The following is a 19,779-nucleotide window of genomic DNA, read 5'->3' on the forward strand; positions in this document are numbered from 1 at the left end:
TCAGCAAAATAATAAAGTTATGGGCAAAGAAAAATCTACCATTCAATCACCAATCGTAGTCGGATTAGACATTGGTACAACAAAGATTTGTGTTATTGTGGGGCGCAGAACACATCACGATAAAATTGAAGTTTTAGGTATTGGGAAAGCAGAATCCGCTGGAGTGACGCGTGGTGTAGTTTCCAATATTCAAAAAACGGTGCAGGGCATTGCCTCAGCAGTAGAATTGGCAAGTGGTCAATCTAATGTAGAAATCCGTGTAGTAAATGTAGGTATTGCTGGTCAGCACATTAAAAGTTTGCAGCATCGTGGAATTTTAACGCGTAGAGAGCTGAATAATGAAATTAGCAAAAAAGATATTGACAAATTGGTTGACGATATGTTTAAGCTGGTTATGCCTCCTGGAGAAGAAATTATTCATGTTTTGCCCCAAGAATTTACAATCGATAATGAACCAGGTATCAAAGACCCAATTGGTATGGCAGGCGTTCGTTTAGAAGCAAACTTCCATATTATTTCTGGTCAGGTGACTGCCGTTAAAAATATAATGCGTTGTGTAACCAATGCAGGTTTGCAAACCCAAGAGCTTATTTTAGAGCCTCTTGCATCTTCTGAATCGGTGTTGAGCGATGAAGAAAAAGAAGCAGGAGTGTGTTTAGTTGATATTGGTGGTGGAACAACAGATATCGCAATTTTCCACGAAGGAATTATCCGCCATACTGCTGTAATCCCATTTGGTGGCAATAGCGTAACCGAAGATATTAGAGAAGGGTGTTCAGTAATGCGTAATCAAGCTGAATTATTAAAAACTCGTTTCGGATCAGCATTAGCTGAAGAAAATAAAGAGAATGAAATTATTTGTGTGCCAGGGTTAAGAGGTAGAGAGCCAAAAGAAATTTCTGTAAAAAACTTAGCATATGTCATCCAAGCCCGTATGGAAGAGATAGTTGAGCATGTTTATTATGAGATTAAATCTTCAGGATATGAGAAAAAATTGATTGGTGGCGTAGTAATTACCGGTGGTGGAGCGTTATTAAAACATCTAAACCAATTGGTAGAATATGTAACTGGATTAGATTGCCGCGTTGGATATCCAAATGAGCATTTATCTAAATATGAAGATATGCCTAAAACAATCTACGATGATTTGAAAAGCCCAATGTATGCAACCTCTGTTGGCTTGCTAATCAAAGGAATTCAAAAAGCAGAAGAATTGCTAGAAGAAATGAAACAACCTGGTGTGTTTGTAGAAAAACCTATAGCTGCAAAAGAAAAAGTGAAACGCAGTGGCGGATTATTTGATAAACTACTTAAAAAAACAACAGATTTCATCAAGGATGATATGAATGTAAGCGACGAAGATTACATTAAGCCGTAATATTTTTCCACAAATCAGGATTTTTCCACATTATTAACAGTTGTGGAAAACCCCTGTTAAAAAAGTGTTAATATTACAAAAGAGATGAACAGAAAATTTCAATTTTTAAACAACTGATTCATAACAATATGAAGTTCGAAATGTTAAAAGATAAGTCGTCAATCATCAAAGTAATTGGTGTTGGTGGCGGTGGAGGTAATGCGGTAAACCATATGTACCGTCAAGGAATTACTGGTGTAGACTTTATTATTTGTAATACTGATGCGCAAGCGTTGGAGTTTAGCCCAATTCCTAACAAGGTACAATTAGGTTCTAGCTTAACTGAAGGAATGGGTGCTGGCTCAATTCCAGAAGTTGGTAAAAACTCGGCCATTGAGAATATAGACGATATTAAAGCCATGTTAGGTAGCACTACTAAAATGCTTTTTATCACTGCTGGTATGGGTGGTGGTACAGGTACAGGTGCTAGTCCAATTATTGCTCAAGCTGCAAAAGAACTTGATATTTTAACTGTTGCAATTATTACTACACCTTTTGCTTTTGAAGGTAAAAGACGTAAAATGCAAGCTGATGACGGTTTAGATGAGTTGAAAAAATATGTAGATTCATATTTAGTCATCTCTAACGATAGATTGCGTGAAATCTTTGGAAACTTAACCTTGGGCTCAGCTTTTGCACAAGCAGATGATATTTTAACTACGGCCGCAAAAGGTATCGCAGAAATCATCACAGTTCCTGGTTATATCAACGTTGATTTTAAAGATGTGCGCACTGTAATGAAAGATAGTGGCGTATCTATAATGGGAAGTTATGCAGCAGAAGGCGATAATCGTGCTCTAGCTGCAGTAGAAGGTGCTTTAGCATCACCATTGTTAAAAGATAATGAAATTGAAGGTGCTAGATATATCTTATTGAACATCAGTTCAGGTTTGCGTGAAGTAACCATGGATGAGGTGACCATCATTACAGATTACATCCAAGATAAAGCAGGGCTATCTGCCGATCTAATTTGGGGTAATTGTATTGATGAAAATTTAGGAGATAAATTATCAGTAACTATTATTGCTACAGGATTTCAAACTACAGAGCAAAGAGCAAAAGATAAACAGAATGTTAAAAAAATCTCTTTATTAACACCAGAAGAAGCTCCGTTAGTTAGACCAGTTGAGCCTGTAAATTCTTTTATTGAGGCTAAACCAGAAGTAGTAAGTGATGAGCCTGTTTTAAAAGTTCAGGAAGAACCAAAGCAATCTGATTTGTTTGGCGATTTATTTAACTTAAATAAAACTCAAAAAGCTGAAGAAGAAAATTTAACTATTGTTCATCAATTAGCAGTAGAAGAAGAGGCTCCTGTAGCTGAAACAATACAAGAAGCTGGATTCGAATTTGAAGTAAAACTATCAGAAACTGACTTCGTATTTGAAACTCCAGTTGCAGAACTTGAAATTGAAGAAGAAATTGTAACTCCAGAACCAATTGTAGCATTAGAAGAAGTTGGTGCTGATGATGATAAAAATGATGAATCCATTGAAGATCAGTTAAAAAAATCTAAGGAAAGAATTTTAAGACTGAAAGATTTGAGTATGAAATTGCGTACTACGAACGGTTTACAAGAGCTCGAAAATGAGCCAGCTTATAAGCGTAAACAAATGCAATTACAGCAAGTTCAACATTCTTCAGAATCACAAGTTTCAAGATTTACCTTAAGTAATGATGAAGAAGGATCGACAGAAATTAGACCAAATAATTCATTCTTACACGATAATGTTGATTAATAAACCAAATAAATAAATATACTAGGCCTTAACAATGTAAATTGCTAAGGCTTTTTTTGTGCTTTTAAATATGCCTTTAATGAGTTGTTAAATAGGTATTTTAAGCGTAAATTTGCACCACAAAAAGATAACACTAAAAACAGATAACATTGGATATTTTCGATAAAGTAGCAAAACGCATGGGGCCAATTGGCCAACACCAAAAATGGGCTCATGGATATTTCTCTTTTCCTAAATTAGAGGGAGAGATTGCACCACACATGAATTTCAAAGGTAAAGAGCATTTAGTTTGGAGTTTAAACAACTATTTAGGTCTTGCTAATCACCCAGAAGTTAGAGAAGCAGATGCAAAAGGAGCGGCAGAATTTGGTATGGCATACCCAATGGGTGCACGTATGATGTCTGGTAACTCTAAATATCATGAACAATTAGAGCAGGAACTAGCAGCATTTGTTGGTAAAGAAGATGCGTTTGTATTAAATTATGGCTATCAAGGTATGGTTTCCATAATTGATGCTTTGTTGGATAGAAACGATGTTGTTGTATATGATGGAGAATCTCATGCTTGTATTGTTGATGGTTTGCGTTTACACATGGGCAAACGTTTTGTATATAAACACAATAATATTGACGATTGTCGTAAGCAATTAGAGCGAGCTGCTAAGTTAGCAGAGCAAACTGGCGGTGGTATTTTGGTCATTACCGAAGGCGTTTTTGGAATGTCTGGTGCTCAAGGTAAATTAAAAGAAATCATTGATCTTAAAAAGGAATTTAATTTCCGTTTATTAATTGATGATGCACATGGTTTCGGTACAATGGGCCCAACAGGAGCAGGTACACATGAAGCACAAAACTGTGTAGATGGAGTTGATGTTTATTTTGGAACATTTGCTAAGTCTATGGCAGGTATTGGTGGCTTTGTAGCATCGACAGCAGAGTTAACAGATTACTTTAGATACAATATGCGTTCTCAAACATTTGCCAAAGCATTACCGATGCCAATGGTAATTGGTTTATTGAAGCGTTTAGAGTTGTTAAAAAACAATCCAGAGTTAAGAGAAAAATTATGGAAAGTTGCTACTACTTTACAGCAAGGATTAAAAGAAAGAGGATTTGATATCGGTGTTACAGATACAGTAGTTACTCCGGTTTTCTTAAAGGGAGAATTGTTAGAGGCTACAGCTTTAACAATGGACCTACGTGAAAATTATGGTATTTTTTGTTCTATTGTAGTATATCCAGTTATACCAAAAGGGATGATTGAGTTAAGACTAATTCCTACCGCGGTACATACGATGGAAGATGTACAACGAACATTAGATGCGTTTAGCGAAGTATCCGAAAAACTAAAAAGTGGATATTACAAAGAGAATAAATTCTCAGCTACAGCATAAAATATAAAAAATGCCCTCACAATACTGTAGAGGGCATTTTTATTTTACAAATAACGTAAGTATCTGTATGTCAATTAAATAAGTATATTTTTTGATATATCAGTTGTTTATAACCATCTAAAATGTGGAAAAAAACAGTTGTTTGAGCACTTTTTTATTGTTGCAAAAATTTTTTTATTAAAATAAACCTCTTACTTTAGTATAGAGTATTAATCAAAACCTTAAAAAAAACTAAAAAGGAGTAATTAAAAAATGAAAAAATTTAATGACGTAAAAGCACTTGTTGCAGCTTTAGAAGCTGATGCAGACAAATTCTACAACAAAGCAAACAGCGCAGCAGGTACGCGTGTTCGTAAAGGTATGCAAGATCTTAAAAACTTAGCTCAAAGCATTCGTTTAGAGATTCAAGAAACTAAAAACAAAGCTTAATTAGCATTTTGTTTAAAAAGAAAGCGCCCATAACCGAGGCGCTTTTTTTATGCTATGAATTTTAGAGATTATATTAATACAGATAAATTTTCTAATTGTGCAGCCAAGCTTTTATAAAGTGCCGCAGAAGCTTTAACAAGGGGAAGTCTTACCACATCATCACAAATATTTAATTGTTTTAATGTTGCTTTTACTCCAGCTGGGTTTCCTTCCGCAAACATCAATCGTGTTATTTCTAGTAAACTTAAATGCGCAGGCAATGCTTTTGCAAAATCACCCTTTAAACATAATCTAACCATATCAGATAATTGTTGAGGCAATGCATTTCCAATTACAGAAATTACGCCAACGGCGCCAATAGAAATCATAGGTAAAGCGATTGGATCATCACCAGATATCAATAAAAAATCTGATGGTTTATCTCTCATAATCTGATTAAATTGTTCAAAACTTCCTGATGCTTCTTTCGTTGCAATTACGTTTTTAAAATCATGTGCTAAACGACAAGTAGTCTCTGCACTCATATTACTTCCTGTACGACCTGGTACATTGTATAAAATGATTGGCAATTCGCTTAATTCACTCAAATATTTATAGTGCTGATAGATTCCTTCTTGTGTTGGCTTGCTGTAATAAGGGCTAACAGAGAGTATAGCACTATAATTGTTATTCTCAAATGTTTTGATGGTATCACCTATGGATAATGTATCGTTGCCGCCAATACCCGCAACTAAAGGTAAACGACCGTTGTTAATTTCAGCAGTAAAATCCCACACCTTCTTCTTCTCGTCCTTGTTTAATGTAGCAGTTTCGCCTGTTGTACCTAAGGATACAAGGTAATCTATATCTCCATCAACCAAGTGATTAATCAGTTTTTTTAAGCTCTGATAATCTACCGTTCCGTCTGTGTTAAAAGGTGTAACTAGGGCTACACCAGTACCGTGAAATTTGTTCATTTTTTAGTTTGTCAGTTATTTAATTCAGTGCCAAAACTATGCACTGATGATTTTATTCGAGTAATGCTAATAGTTCATCTTCACTAATTAAAGGAACATTTAATTTTGTTGCCTTTTCTAATTTAGAAGGTCCCATGTTATCACCTGCGACTAGATAATTTAGCTTTGCAGAAATTCCGCTTAAAATTTTACCGCCGTTTTCTTCAATAAGTACCTTTAATTCTTCTCTGCTATACTTTTCGAAAACTCCCGAAATTACAAAAGTTTTTCCTAATAATCTATCACTTTGATAGACTATGGTCTTTTCTTCTGCCTCAAATTGTAAGCCAGCAGCTTTTAGCAATTCGATTTGTTTTAAATGATCAGGTTTACTAAAATATTCTTGTATACTTTCTGCAATGCGACCACCAATTTCATCAACAGCTGTTAGCTCTTCAATGGATGCTTTTGCCAAATTGTCTATGTTTTTTAAACCTTTTGCTAATTTTTTAGCAACAGTTTCACCGACATATCGTATTCCTAACCCAAAAAGAACCTTTTCAAAAGGCATTTGCTTGGAGTTTTCAATGCCTTTTAACATATTCTCTATTGATCGTTCACCAAAACGCTCTATTAACTTAAGTTCTTCAGCTTTTGCATGTAATGTATACAAATCACTAATATGTTCGACCAATCCTTTTTGGTAAAAAGTTTCTATAGTTTCATCACCTAAGCCATCTATATTCATTGCTTTACGGCCAATAAAATGCTGTATTTTACCTACGATTTGCGGTGGACAACCTTCATCATTTGGGCAATAAAAGGCGACTTCACCTTCTTTTCTAATCAACGCTGTTCCGCATTCAGGGCAATTAGAAAGGTAAACGATTGGTTGAGAATTAGGCTTCCTCAATTCTAAATTTACCTTAATTATTTTAGGAATAATTTCTCCACCTTTTTCTACAAAAACCGTGTCGTTTTCATGTAAATCTAATCGAATAATTTCATCTGCATTGTGCAGTGTAGCACGTTTAACGGTTGTGCCAGCTAGTAAAACAGGTTTAAGATTTGCAACAGGGGTAACCGCACCAGTTCTTCCAACCTGATAAGTTACTCTCTCTAAAACAGTTTGTACTTCTGCTGCTTTGTATTTATAAGAAATTGCCCAACGAGGTGATTTGGCTGTAAAACCTAGTTCCTGTTGTTGCGCATAGCTATTTACTTTAATTACAATCCCATCAATATCATAACTTAATTTAAAGCGATGCTCTTCCCAATAAGCAATGAAATCTAAAACCTCATCCATGTTTTTGGTCAGTTTACTATGTTCAGAGATATTAAACCCCCAATCTTTTACAGATTTTAAACTTTCCCAATGCGTTTTAAATAATTGTTTATCGCTATAAAGTGCGTATAAAAAACAATCTAATGGACGTTTTCGAACTTCTTTTGAATCTTGCATTTTTACAGTTCCACTAGCAAAATTTCGTGGGTTTGCATAAGGAACTTCGCCCAATTCTTCACGCTCTTTATTTAAACGCTCAAATGCAGCACGGTGCATGAAAACTTCACCACGAATTTCGAAAACTTCAGGTATATCTTTTGCTTTTACTTGATGCGGAATGGTATGTATAGTTTTTATATTCGTCGTTACGTCATCACCTTGCGTCCCGTCACCACGTGTAACTGCTCTTGCTAAAACTCCATTTTCATAAGTCAAACTAATAGATAATCCATCAAATTTTAGTTCACAAACATATTCAAAATCATCACCAATAGCTTTTTTAACACGTTCATCAAAATCACGTAAATCTTGTTCATTATACGTGTTGCCCAACGATAACATGGGCCATTTGTGTTTTACAGTTATGAAATTTTTAGTGATGTCGCCGCCAACTTTTTGGGTAGGAGAGTTTGGATCAGCATATTCGGGATATTCTTTTTCTAGTTGAGCAAGTTGAGCTAATTTCTGATCAAATTCATAATCGGCAATGGTTGGCATTGCTAAAACGTAATAATTGTAGGTATGCTGATTTAATTCAGCTACCAAGGCATCCATTTGTTCTTTTACTGCAAAAATCGACATACAACAAATATAAAAAAACGGCTTAAACCGATTGCTTATTTTTTCAAAAGCTTACCGCCTATTTCCTTAAAAACGGATAGATAATCTTCTTCAATTGAAGTTTTGTAAATCACTAACTGCTCATTCAATTGTGCAACAGTTGTTTCAGTTAAAGGATGAGGCCACAAGCGCATGCAAATTCTTTGTAAAGCATAGCTGATGTTTTCTAATTTTTGATAGCTTAATAAATATCTGCTCGATTTAAAACTGTTAAAAAATTTAAAAAATTTATCAGTATCCGTACAATCACATTTCTTTAGAAACGTATTTAAAATTTCTTCATCAACTTTATTTAAATGCTCATAAAATGAATTAATGTTTATGATATTATCTTGTACTAATAAATGATCTAATACTAGCTCTACACCAATATGTGCTAAAAAAGAAGGACGAACAGGACTGTCTTGAAGAATGGGAACAAGTAGTGTTTTAAGTTTTGCAGTTTCAGTATTAAAAAAATCAGATGAGTGAAATAATAAGTCGACTTCTAAATGCTTTTTCCATCCTTTTAGCAAAGCATTTAATTGATGATCTTCTGTAAAAAGCGCTTCTCTTTTTTGTGGATAGAAGTTCCAATCCTTATGGGCATTTTTAACCAAGTCTGGCAAAACAGTTCCGATAACCATGTTTTCGTCTTGGTTTTTTCTTTCAAAATAAAAATGGGAAAGGAAGTTCATGTTACAAAGGTAGTCAGAAAGATGAGAAGTCTGAAAAGTTCAAATATCGCACCTCAAAACAAGATTTTAACGAACTATTGAACTAAAAACTTTCGGAGTAAACTATTATCTTTGCGAGCTAAAATAGATACTAAATGACATCCATCCTCATCATATTGAATATATTTAATATGATGAGGATAGCTTGAATGCCATTGAAAATAAATAATAACTGATGAAAAATTTTGTTGATGAATTGCGTTGGAGAGGAATGTTGCATGATATCATGCCGAATACAGAAGATAAGCTAAATGAAGGGATGTGTGCAGGTTATATTGGCTTTGATCCGACTGCAGATTCTTTACATGTTGGGCACTTAACTCAAATTATGACGTTAATCCATTTTCAAAGAGCCGGACATAAACCGGTGGCTTTGGTAGGTGGTGCGACAGGTATGGTTGGAGATCCTTCAGGTAAATCGGCCGAACGTAATTTGTTAACAACAGAGATACTAAATCATAATTTAGCACAGTTAGAAAAACAATTAAGTCGCTTTTTAGATTTCGGAACTGAAGCCAATGCCGCTCAAATGGTAAATAATGCTGATTGGTTCAAAAACATGAACTTTTTAGATTTTATTCGTGATGTGGGAAAACACATTACGGTAAACTACATGATGGCAAAAGATAGCGTTAAAAAACGTTTAGAGGGTGAGACCGGAATGTCATTTACCGAATTTAGTTATCAATTGGTACAAGGATATGATTTCTATTATTTATGGAAACACCATAATTGTGTTATCCAAATGGGTGGTTCAGACCAATGGGGAAATATTGTTACAGGAACTGAATTAATTAGAAGAAAAGATGCTGGAACTGCCTATGCCATTACTACTCAATTAATTAAAAAAACGGATGGAACTAAGTTTGGTAAAACAGAAAGTGGTGCTATTTGGCTAGATGCTGAGAAAACTTCTCCGTATAAATTTTATCAATTCTGGCTAAATTCTTCTGATGATGATGTGAAAAAATGGATACGTATTTTTACATTGAAAACTCAAGAAGAAATTGAAAAGTTAGAGCAAGAACATGACACTGCTCCACATTTACGTATTTTACAAAAAGCATTAGCTGAAGATATTACCATTAGAACGCATTCAAAAGAGGCTTTAGAAACCGCTATTAAAACTTCTGAATTTTTATTTGGTAATGGGGCTTTAGAATTTTTACAAACGTTAGATTCGAAAAGTGTGTTGGAAATATTTGAAGGTGTTCCGCAGTTCAATATTTCAAAAGCAGAACTTACAAATGGAATTGATGTAGCTACGCTTTTAGCTGAAAAGACAACCGCATTCCCATCAAAAGGAGAAGTTAAAAAAACGATACAAGGTGGTGGATTAAGTGTAAATAAAGCTAAAGTTGCAGATACAACAACTGTCTATTCTGCAACTGATTTAATTAATGATCAATTTATTATTGTTCAAAAAGGGAAGAAAAATTATTTCTTGCTAATTGCACAATAGTTTAACATAGTTATGCCAAATCCCATGCTATAAGTATGGGATTTTTTTGTGCGCTACTGCACTAAAAGATTACAGCCTCTAATATCTGCATTGTCAAATCTTCCTAACACTTCGAAACTTTCATCTGGGTGAAATTTTCCTAAATCTTGTGTAGCAATAAAAGAACAGGAGTTGATATTTGCCAAATCGATTACATTGATGCCTCCACTTTGTTTGTTTTCAATTAAGCTTAAAGGATCTGAGGTGTCTCTTAATAAAATTTTCATCCAAGGTGGGCAATTAAAAATTCCTTGGCCATAAGAATATGCTTGCGAAAGTAGTTCTGTCATTCCATATTCGCTATGAATATGGTTTACCCCAAATCCTTCATATAAAACTTCATGTAATTCTTCGCGAACCATTTCCTTACGTTTACCTTTCATTCCGCCAGTTTCCATTACAATTAATTCTGGAAAATCAATTTTAAACTGTTCTACAAAATCTAGTAAAGCATAGGTTACGCCGATTAAAATAGTTTTTTGACCACTTTCTTTTAATTCCGATAACGTAGCAAAAAGTTGATCAAGGTTGTGAAGAAAATATCCACTTTGAGTATGTTCGCTTTGTTTCAGTAAATCATCAACCATGTAAATTAAAGAAGAACCTTCTCTTTCTAAATAGGATGGAAGTAAGGCTAAAATGCAAATCTCTTTTGGATTTCCGTAAAATTGTTCAAAAGCCCTTTTAAAACTTTGTTTGTAAATATTTACATCACTAACTAAATGTTTACTAGTGATTTGACCGGTAGTGCCAGAACTACTAAAGATGATTTCTGGATTTAATTTTGAACTTGAAACGGCATGAGTTTTAAAAAAACTAATAGGCAAAAAGGGAATTTTTCTATAATTATTTATGGAGGATAAATCGATTTTTAGATGATGAAGATAATTATGGTATACTTCACAGTTTTTTTCTTGATATTGAAATACGCGTAAAGCGACTTCATTAAAAGCGACTTCATTATCAATTGAAAAAATTTGCTTAGGAGTTATATTCACTGCGCAAAAATACGAAGAAATATAGATTTAAGCAGGCGTTTTAAGGCTAATTACTGCTTTTCTGAAATGATGCCCACAATAACCACTTATACCAGCTACTAAACCACCCAATAAAACAGTAATTAATAAAACCAATGGCCAAAGTTTAACACTCAGCATTTCTGCCACTCGGGTGGCTAATATATTATGGTTGGGCAAACTTTTAAATAAAGACATTCCTAACCAAAGTGCAAAAATTGCTAAAAATGGTTGCCAAAAAGAGATTTTTCCAGTTTTACCAATTAGGCCACACGTTGCAAAAGATATGATGATAATTACCCACCAAGGCAACACCATTTGTAATAAAAAAGAAGCTATAATGATGACTAAAAAAACCATGTTTTATTTTTTTGAAATTTTGTAATGAGAAATTATTTTGCCCGATTTATCATCTGGAGATTGCATAAAGAACAAATCGTAAAGTTTACCTTCAGCCCACGTATCAATCATATTGTCATAAAATGGACTTCCTGGATTACCAGATTGCCCGCCTGGATAAACGCCATGTCCTTTAGGAGCTTTACCCAATTCAATTACCATTCTCCATGATGGTCCATTGCTTTCACTCAGCGCATTCACTGTACTTTTCCCACCACCAATTAATAATGTTTTAGAGCCAAAACCAGGTATTTTCGCTAAATGAGGTACATTGGTGTTTTTAACTTTCCCCCAGTTCCAATTTTTGCCAATTGCGCCGTATTTCCTTTCTAAACTATCACAAGTAAATTTGAATGATTCGTTGACCAAATCTTTTAAAGTTTCTTTTTTACTAGTTGCCACATTGTCGAACCATTTAGAGTTTGGATCTTTTTGAATCAGTTCTATAGTACGATCTCTTGATGGATAACGCATTGGAATATTTGCGATAGTAAATTCATCATCCCAAATATCGTAGTTTAGGCGTTTGTTCCATAAGTCGAAAATACTTGCAGCAACTTCTTTCGCTTCGAAAAACTTATTCCACTTTGAGGTAATATTAAAAGCCTCTTTTTGAGTTGCATTTAGTTGACTAGAATCAACTAAAGGTAAAATGTACGGCAATAAATTTTCTGCAATTATACTATATGAATCGCTTTGCAAATTTCGCATGCTATCAACATTTGCCTTCGTCATGGCGGTAAGCCTATCATTAATTCTCTTTCCGCGTTCGTAAGGAGAAAATTCCCAATTAATATAATAAGGATAAGTTGTATCTGTAGAAGATTGATTGGCAGAGCTCACAAAATTACGAGGTGGATTTTTAACTGTCGGATTTTGAGATGCAGGAATCCATCCATGCCAGTCATTTCCCGGATCAGATCCATCCAAGATAAATTTACCTTGATCTTTCCACTTTAAAGGAAACTTACCGTTTGGCGTAATGGCGATATCATTATCAGCACTAGCAAAAACGAAATTTTGTGCTGGTGCGGTATAAAAAGTAAGTGCTTTTCTATAATCAGCATAGTTTTTACCTCTATTCAAATAATAGAAAGTCATTAATTCGTTGGATTTATCATGCGCAATCCATCTTAATGCATTCCCAATTGGAACATTGCTTGCTTTACTATATTTAGGTTTCTGAAAATAGACAACAGGTCCTTGATGAGTGTAATAAACAGTATCAATTTCATCTTCTGAACCTCTAATTTTAATTTTTTCCAATCGTTGGCTAGTGTTTTTCCACTCATTATTGTACCAATAATTTTTATGGCTATTATCTTTAAATTTAATTTGATAAAAATCTAAAACATCTGCTGCAACATTAGTTACACCCCAAGCTATATTTTGATTAAATCCTATAATAATCCCTGGAGCACCAGGTAATGAAACTCCGTAAGAATTTAAACCAGGAGCATTTAATTGAATTTGATACCAGATCGAAGGTAGGGTTAAATCTAAGTGAGGATCATTCGCTAATATAGGATATCCTGATGCTGTTTTTGCTCCAGAAACTGCCCAGTTATTACTGCCAATTCCTTCTATTTTTTGCTTTGTTTTTACATTTCCAGTCAACATTTCTGTATAACCTTTTGGTGTTGGTGGAATTGGGAGTGGGGTAAAATCCCATTTTGTACCGACAGGAATAATAGGGTCTTCTTTAAAAGGATAATCAGGAAAAAGGTCTTTGGTGATTTCTGGGCCAAACTTTTTAAGGATGTTGGTCATGTAAAACTCGTCAGAACCCATTGCTAAAACGGCAGACATTTGCTTTAGCAATAAAGCACATTTGATAGGCGTCCAATCCTCTGGTTTAAAATCAAGTAATTTATATTCTAATGGTAAATTTGCTCTAGATAACGAATGAATGTAATCGTTAATTCCTGCAGTGTAAGCTAAAATCATTTCTCTTGCTTTCGGATCTTCCATCATTCCTTTTAATGAATTTTCAGCACCATAAACCATACCCATTCTCCGCTGATATCGATCCACTTCAATAGCCTTTTTGCCAACAACTTCTGAAATTCTACCAGCAGCGAATCTTGTTTGAAAATCCATTTGCCAAAGGCGATGCATAGCAGTTACATATCCTTGCGCATAATATACATCATGATCGTTTTGAGCAAAAACATGCGGAATCATTCTATCATCAAAAAGAATATCAATCTTATCGTAAGCACCCTTAAGAACAATTTTCTTATTAGCCGTAATCATATTACTTTCGGCATTTTGCCAAAAACCAGTAAAAGGATTTAGAAATTTAAGTATCGGCGGAGTGTCTCCAAACTTAGTATTTAAGGCATAAGCTAATAAAATAGGTATTATAATGCAGATGAGGGCCTTTGCTCTATTCATTAGGGTAATTTAAGTTATTTGGTTGATTCTGTTTCAATTGCAGAAACTTACTTCTGCAATTTACTATAAAATTAAATTCAATTATAATCAAATTAGATTTTGCTGTATAAATTTTATGCAGAATAGAATTTGTTAGTAAGAAAATTTGTTTTAAGTTTATATAAATAAACAAAATATAAACTACTTAAGTATGAAGAAAATTTTTACAAAAGTCATTTTTATGCTTCTTGTGTTGCTTACAACTGGGGTTGTAGCGCATGCTCAAAGCATTGTGGTTAGCGGTACCGTAACCGATAAGCTAACTAAAGAGCCTATTCCTGGCGTGAGCGTTACTATAAAAGGGAAAACTGTTGGATCTTCTACAGATTTAAGAGGTCAATTCTCATTTAGCACGACAGAAAAGGTACCTTTCACTCTAACAGTTTCTTACATAGGTTATGCCACTGTAGAAAGAGAAGTGACAGGTAATACCGCTAACTTAACAGTTGAATTAGAAAGTGGAGTGGTTTTAGGGCAAGAAGTAGTTATTTCTGCATCGAGAACGCCAGAACGTATTTTAGAATCTCCTGTTTCTATTGAGCGTATTAGTTCTGCTGCTTTAAAAGAGCTTCCAGCACCGTCTTTTTACGACGCTTTAAATAATTTAAAAGGTGTGGAGATGAGTACTCAAAGTATGACTTTTAGATCAGTTAATACTCGTGGTTTTAATGCTAATGGTAACGTTCGTTTTAATCAATATATTGATGGAATGGACAATCAAGCTCCAGGATTAAACTTTTCGGTAGGGAATATTGTAGGTTTAACAGAATTAGATGTTGATAACGTAGAGTTATTACCAGGTGCTGCTTCTGCATTATATGGTGCTGGTGGTATTAATGGTACTTTATTAATGACATCAAAAAATCCATACCAGTATCAAGGAGCAAGTTTCCAATACAAAACAGGTATTAATCATGTAAATGATGATAAAACTGCTCAAGGTGTACAAGAATTTAAGGAATTAAATGTTCGTTTAGCAAAATCATGGAACAATAAATTTGGCTTTAAAACATCATTTGGTTTTTTACAAGCGAAAGATTGGGCTGCTACAGATACTAGAAACTTTGATAGAACTGCTCGTCAGTTAAAAAGTGGAGATAGAAATAGTGACCCTAATTATGATGGTGTAAACGTATATGGTGATGAGATTAGTCAAAATATGATTAACGTATCGCAAAGTGTACAAAATCAGACTATTGCAGGTATTAATGCTGCAACAGGTGGTGCTATTCCAAATATTAAATCTATGATTGATGCAACTTTTGGCGCTACAATTCCTAATGCTGCACAACAAGCTGCATTTTTAGGAGGTTTGCCAGCAGCATTAAGACCAGCAGTTGCAAATTACTTTCCATTTTATGTAGGTTTAAAAGCTGGGTTAATTCCTAATCAATTTGTATCAAGAACTGGTTATAATGAAACAGATTTAGTTGATTATGATACGAAGTCTCTAAAAACATCAACCTCTTTACACTACAAGTTTAATAATACAGTTGAAGCAATTGCACAAGCCAATTGGGGTACTGGTACATCAGTTTATACAGGTACCGATCGTTATTCATTAAGAAACTTTAAAATTGGTCAATACAAATTAGAGTTAAAAGGACAAGACTTCTTCTTAAGAGGGTACACTACTCAAGAACGCTCTGGTGATGCTTATAATGCGACCATTTTAGGTACTTTTATTAATGAGGCTTGGAAACCATCAACCACTTGGTTCCCTCAATACATTGGAAATTATGTTGGTGCTAGAGCAGCAGGACAAACTGACGCTGCTGCACAGGCATTTGCGAGATCACAAGCAGATATTGGTCGTTTAATGCCAGGTTCAGCTGGTTATGAAACTGCTAAAAACACAATTGCTTCTAAAACAATTGGTCCAGCAAATGGAGCTAAGTTTAATGATAAAACCAATTTATATCATTACGAAGGTATGTACAACTTCTCTAACGCATTTAATAATGTAGTAGAGTTTATTGTTGGTGCATCTTATCGCGATTACTTCTTACACTCAGAGGGTACAATTTTTGATGACTTAACCCGTGATATTACAATTGATGAGTATGGCGCTTATGCTCAATTAGGAAAGAAATTTGGCGACAAATTTAAAATGACTGTTGCTGGTCGTTACGATAAAAGCAAAAACTTTGAAGGTAGACTTACTCCTCGTATAACGGGTGTGTGGACAGTTGCTCCTAACAATAATATCAGAGCATCTTTCCAAACAGGTTATCGTAATCCAACTACGCAAGATCAGTACATTGATTTAGCTGTTGGTGGTGGCTCAACTCGCCTAATTGGTGGTTTACCAGAGTCGCTTAATAAATATAACTTAAACACTAATAAAGGTGTAACTGCTGCAAGTTATAGAGCATTTTTAGCTTCAGCTGCTGTTGGTGCTCCAAATGTTGCTTTATTACAGCCCTATACTTTTGATGCTGGTGGTTTACGCCCAGAAAGTGTAAAGTCTTTTGAATTAGGTTATAAAGGTTTAGCTACAAACACTTTATTGATTGATGCTTACGCATATTACAATATTTACGAAGACTTTATTGGTGGCGTAGAGTTATATCAAAATCCAACTACTACAGCTGTTAAATTTAGTGTTCCTGTAAATATTGTAACAAAAGTTAAATCTTATGGTGGTGCTTTTGGATTAGATTATCAAGTAGGCAAGTTTAACTTCAATGGAAATACTTCTTACAATAAATTGAGTGATATTCCTGCAGGTTTTGATAATAACTTTAACACACCAGAATGGAGATTTAATGCTGGTATTGGTAGTAAAGAAATTATTAAAAACTTTGGTTTCAATGTTCAATATCGTTGGCAAGATCAGTTCTACTGGAACTCAACTTTTGCAACTGGAACAGTTCCTTCATATTCAACATTTGATGCACAGGTTAACTTGAAAATACCTTCAGTTAAATCTGTTGTTAAATTAGGTGGTTCGAATGTTTTAAATAAATATTATAGCACTTCATTTGGTAACCCAGAAGTTGGTGCACTTTACTATTTGTCATTTACATTTAATCCATAGTAAGTTTATATTTGATCAAAAAAGCTTTCCGAAATATATTCGGAAAGCTTTTTTTTTAAGATTATATTTTTAAAAATCTTTGCGTTTTAACTTAAAAATTAACACTTTCGTTAGAGTTATATCAACCAAATATAAAATGATCAAGAAATTATTTCTTTTAACGGTGTTTCTATCAACCCAATTTCAAGTGCTTAAAGCACAGATGGCTAATTTAGAAAGGATTGAGCCTCTAAATTGGTGGGTTGGTTTTAAAGATCAATCACTTCAATTATTAGTGAGAGGAAATCGGATTGCTGATAAAACTGTTTCGTTAAATTATCCTGGGGTGAAACTGGTAAGTGTTCAAAAAGTAGAAAATCCTAATTATCTATTTGTTAATCTGCAAATTTCTTCAGCTACAAAATCGGGAACGTTCCCAATAATTTTTACTAAGAAAGGGGAAAAAGAAATTAAGTACACTTATGAACTGAAATCAAGGACAAACCATACTCAGGGGGTAACAAATAAAGATTTCATTTATTTGATTATGCCAGATCGTTTTTCAAATGGAGATCAAAGTAATGACAAGTTAAATGGGATGAAAGATATGACATTGAACCGCGATTCGATGTATTATAGACATGGGGGAGATATTCAAGGAATTATTAATAATTTACCTTACCTGCAAGAACTTGGGGTAACTACGCTTTGGCTAAATCCGGTTTTAGAAAATGATGAATATAAAACATCTTATCATGGTTATGCCAACACTGAAAATTACCAGATTGATCGACGTTTTGGGAACAATGCTCTTTATAAAAAACTAGTAGACGAATGCCACAAACGTGGGATGAAAATGATTAAAGATTTGGTGCATAATCATATCGGTGATCAGCATTTTTTATTCTTAGATCCGCCAGCAAAAGATTGGTTTCATCAGTGGCCAAAATATACAGGTACAACTTATAAAGACCAGGTTTTGTTTGATCCTTATGCAGCAAAGGCTGATAAAAAATTAATGACTGATGGTTGGTTTGATAATCACATGCCAGATGTAAATCAACAAAATCCGTTAGTGAAAAAATATATTACGCAAAGCCATATTTGGTGGATCGAGTATGCTGGTTTGGATGGATTTAGATTAGATACGTATGCCTATAACGATCGTGATTTTATGGCAGAATGGGCAAAAGCAATTACAAGAGAATTTCCCAAATTCACTTATTTTGGAGAAACTTGGGTTAATGGAACTGCTAATCAAGTATTTTTTACAGAAGGAAATACAGTAAATCAACATTTTAATACTGGGTTGCAAGGAGTAACAGACTTTCAAACTTACTTTGCAATTAACGAAACTCTAAATGGAAAATTTGGTTGGACAGACGGCGTAAATAGGCTTTACACTGTTTTGGCAAGTGATTATCAATATAAAGATCCAACAAGAAATGTTTTGTTTTTAGATAATCATGATATCAGTAGGTTTTATTCTGTAGTTGGCGAAGACTTTAATAAATATAAATCGGGCATCATTTTATTGCTTTCATTACGTGGAATTCCTCAAATGTATTATGGTACAGAGATTTTGATGAAAAATTTTGCAAATCCAGATGGTAAGGTACGTGATGATTTTCCGGGAGGTTGGTCAAATGATAAAGCAAACAAATTTATAGCATCTGGCAGAAACGAAAAGGAAAATGAAGCGTTTAATTTTGTTAAAAAATTAGCGAATTACCGTAAAAATAATTCCGTTTTACAAACAGGTAAGCTCATGCAATATGTACCTGAAAATGGTATTTATGTCTATTTTAGATACACTAATGAGAAAACCGTAATGGTGGTAATGAACACAAATGAGCAACCTCAAGAATTAACAACTAGTCGTTTTTCAGAAAGAATTGGAAAGCATCAAATCCTACTAAATATCATAACGGATCAAAAAATACCAATTGATAAAATAAAACTACCAGCCAACACATCTTACATCTTTGAATTACAATAATATGTCTAAACTAAAAGCGTGTATTTTCGACTTAGATGGCGTTATCGTCGATACTGCAGTATATCATTATAAAGCATGGAAAAGGTTGGCTAATCAACTTGGATTTGACTTTACAGAAGAACAAAACGAAGAACTAAAAGGGATTAGCAGAATAGACTCGCTAAAAATTATATTAAATTGGGATGACGTAAGCAAAACCGATGAAGAAATGCAAGAATTGGCAACGTTAAAAAATACCTGGTATGTAGATATGATTACTAAAATGACACCCAAAGAGATTTTACCAGGAGCTAAAGAATTTTTAGCATTAGTAAAAGCAAATAATTATTTAACGGCTTTGGGTTCTGCAAGTAAAAATTCAGAAACGATATTAAAGCAAATTGGTTTAACCCATATGTTTGATGCTTTAGTGGATGGAAATAAAGTAACCAAATCAAAACCAAATCCTGAGGTTTTTTTAGTTGGCGCACAAGAATTGAATGTTAAACCAGAAGAATGTGTTGTTTTTGAAGATGCAATTGCTGGTGTACAAGCTGCCAAAGCTGGGAAAATGAAAGCGGTAGGTATTGGCAAAGCTGATGTACTGAGTGAGGCTGATTTAGTGATAGAAGGACTATTTGAAATGACTATTGAAAAAATGGAGAATTTATAATTAAG

14 protein-coding genes are annotated in these 19,779 nt (G+C 34.1%); 8 read left to right on the forward strand and 6 right to left on the reverse strand.

The genetic code is table 11. From position 1 onward, the window contains the following. Positions 1-19: 19 nt before the first annotated feature. The 4 genes from ftsA (at position 20) to HQN85_RS00615 (ending at position 4,976) form a co-directional block, all read left to right on the forward strand. A complete protein-coding gene (gene ftsA, locus HQN85_RS00600) occupies positions 20-1,378 on the forward strand; it encodes a cell division protein FtsA (protein WP_173268409.1) in 1,359 nt (452 codons plus the stop codon). Between the two features lie 128 nt (positions 1,379-1,506). Further along, positions 1,507-3,153, forward strand: a complete 1,647-nt coding sequence (ftsZ, locus tag HQN85_RS00605; protein WP_173268410.1) for a cell division protein FtsZ — start codon at positions 1,507-1,509, stop codon at positions 3,151-3,153. A gap of 149 nt (positions 3,154-3,302) precedes the next feature. After that, entirely contained in the window at positions 3,303-4,547 is a 1,245-nt protein-coding gene (locus HQN85_RS00610) for an aminotransferase class I/II-fold pyridoxal phosphate-dependent enzyme (RefSeq protein WP_173268411.1), read from the forward strand. 252 nt (positions 4,548-4,799) lie between these two features. Continuing rightward, positions 4,800-4,976: a hypothetical protein gene (locus HQN85_RS00615; protein WP_055130261.1), complete on the forward strand. Its 177-nt coding sequence runs from the start codon at positions 4,800-4,802 to the stop codon at positions 4,974-4,976. Positions 4,977-5,044: 68 nt separating this feature from the next. Here the strand turns inward: HQN85_RS00615 and dapA are convergent, their stop codons facing one another. Genes dapA through HQN85_RS00630 form a run of 3 tightly spaced genes read right to left on the reverse strand, consistent with a single transcriptional unit; the run spans position 5,045 to position 8,713 of the window. Further along, positions 5,045-5,932: a 4-hydroxy-tetrahydrodipicolinate synthase gene (gene dapA / locus HQN85_RS00620; RefSeq protein ID WP_173268412.1), complete on the reverse strand. Its 888-nt coding sequence runs from the start codon at positions 5,930-5,932 to the stop codon at positions 5,045-5,047. A gap of 52 nt (positions 5,933-5,984) precedes the next feature. Then, positions 5,985-7,997 carry an NAD-dependent DNA ligase LigA gene (gene ligA, locus HQN85_RS00625; RefSeq protein WP_173268413.1) on the reverse strand — a complete coding sequence of 671 codons (2,013 nt, stop codon included), beginning with the start codon at positions 7,995-7,997 and terminating at the stop codon, positions 5,985-5,987. A 35-nt stretch (positions 7,998-8,032) separates the two neighbouring features. Next, entirely contained in the window at positions 8,033-8,713 is a 681-nt protein-coding gene (locus HQN85_RS00630; protein ID WP_173268414.1) for an ACP phosphodiesterase, read from the reverse strand. A 214-nt stretch (positions 8,714-8,927) separates the two neighbouring features. Here HQN85_RS00630 and tyrS point away from each other — a divergent pair, with 214 nt between their 5' ends. Then, positions 8,928-10,214: a tyrosine--tRNA ligase gene (gene tyrS / locus HQN85_RS00635; RefSeq protein ID WP_173268415.1), complete on the forward strand. Its 1,287-nt coding sequence runs from the start codon at positions 8,928-8,930 to the stop codon at positions 10,212-10,214. Between the two features lie 53 nt (positions 10,215-10,267). Here tyrS and HQN85_RS00640 read toward each other — a convergent pair whose 3' ends face one another. Genes HQN85_RS00640 through HQN85_RS00650 form a run of 3 tightly spaced genes read right to left on the reverse strand, consistent with a single transcriptional unit; the run spans position 10,268 to position 14,065 of the window. Continuing rightward, on the reverse strand, positions 10,268-11,251 hold the full coding sequence (locus HQN85_RS00640) for a LuxE/PaaK family acyltransferase (RefSeq protein ID WP_379115557.1): 984 nt from the start codon (positions 11,249-11,251) through the stop codon (positions 10,268-10,270). Between the two features lie 27 nt (positions 11,252-11,278). After that, entirely contained in the window at positions 11,279-11,629 is a 351-nt protein-coding gene (locus HQN85_RS00645; RefSeq protein WP_173268416.1) for a hypothetical protein, read from the reverse strand. A 3-nt stretch (positions 11,630-11,632) separates the two neighbouring features. Further along, positions 11,633-14,065 (reverse strand): penicillin acylase family protein, encoded by a 2,433-nt coding sequence (locus tag HQN85_RS00650; protein WP_173268417.1) that lies wholly within the window; start codon positions 14,063-14,065, stop codon positions 11,633-11,635. 190 nt (positions 14,066-14,255) lie between these two features. Between HQN85_RS00650 and HQN85_RS00655 the strand changes: the two genes are divergently transcribed. The 3 genes from HQN85_RS00655 to pgmB all read left to right on the forward strand — a co-directional run bounded on the left by HQN85_RS00655 (position 14,256) and on the right by pgmB (position 19,774). Beyond that, on the forward strand, positions 14,256-17,144 hold the full coding sequence (locus HQN85_RS00655) for a TonB-dependent receptor (protein WP_173268418.1): 2,889 nt from the start codon (positions 14,256-14,258) through the stop codon (positions 17,142-17,144). A gap of 136 nt (positions 17,145-17,280) precedes the next feature. Beyond that, complete coding sequence (locus tag HQN85_RS00660; protein ID WP_173268419.1) at positions 17,281-19,122, forward strand: glycoside hydrolase family 13 protein; 1,842 nt, start codon at positions 17,281-17,283, stop codon at positions 19,120-19,122. A gap of 1 nt (position 19,123) precedes the next feature. After that, positions 19,124-19,774 carry a beta-phosphoglucomutase gene (gene pgmB / locus HQN85_RS00665; RefSeq protein WP_173268420.1) on the forward strand — a complete coding sequence of 217 codons (651 nt, stop codon included), beginning with the start codon at positions 19,124-19,126 and terminating at the stop codon, positions 19,772-19,774. Positions 19,775-19,779 lie beyond the last annotated feature (5 nt).

This window comes from Pedobacter boryungensis, from assembly GCF_013204825.1.
Classification (GTDB): domain Bacteria; phylum Bacteroidota; class Bacteroidia; order Sphingobacteriales; family Sphingobacteriaceae; genus Pedobacter; species Pedobacter boryungensis.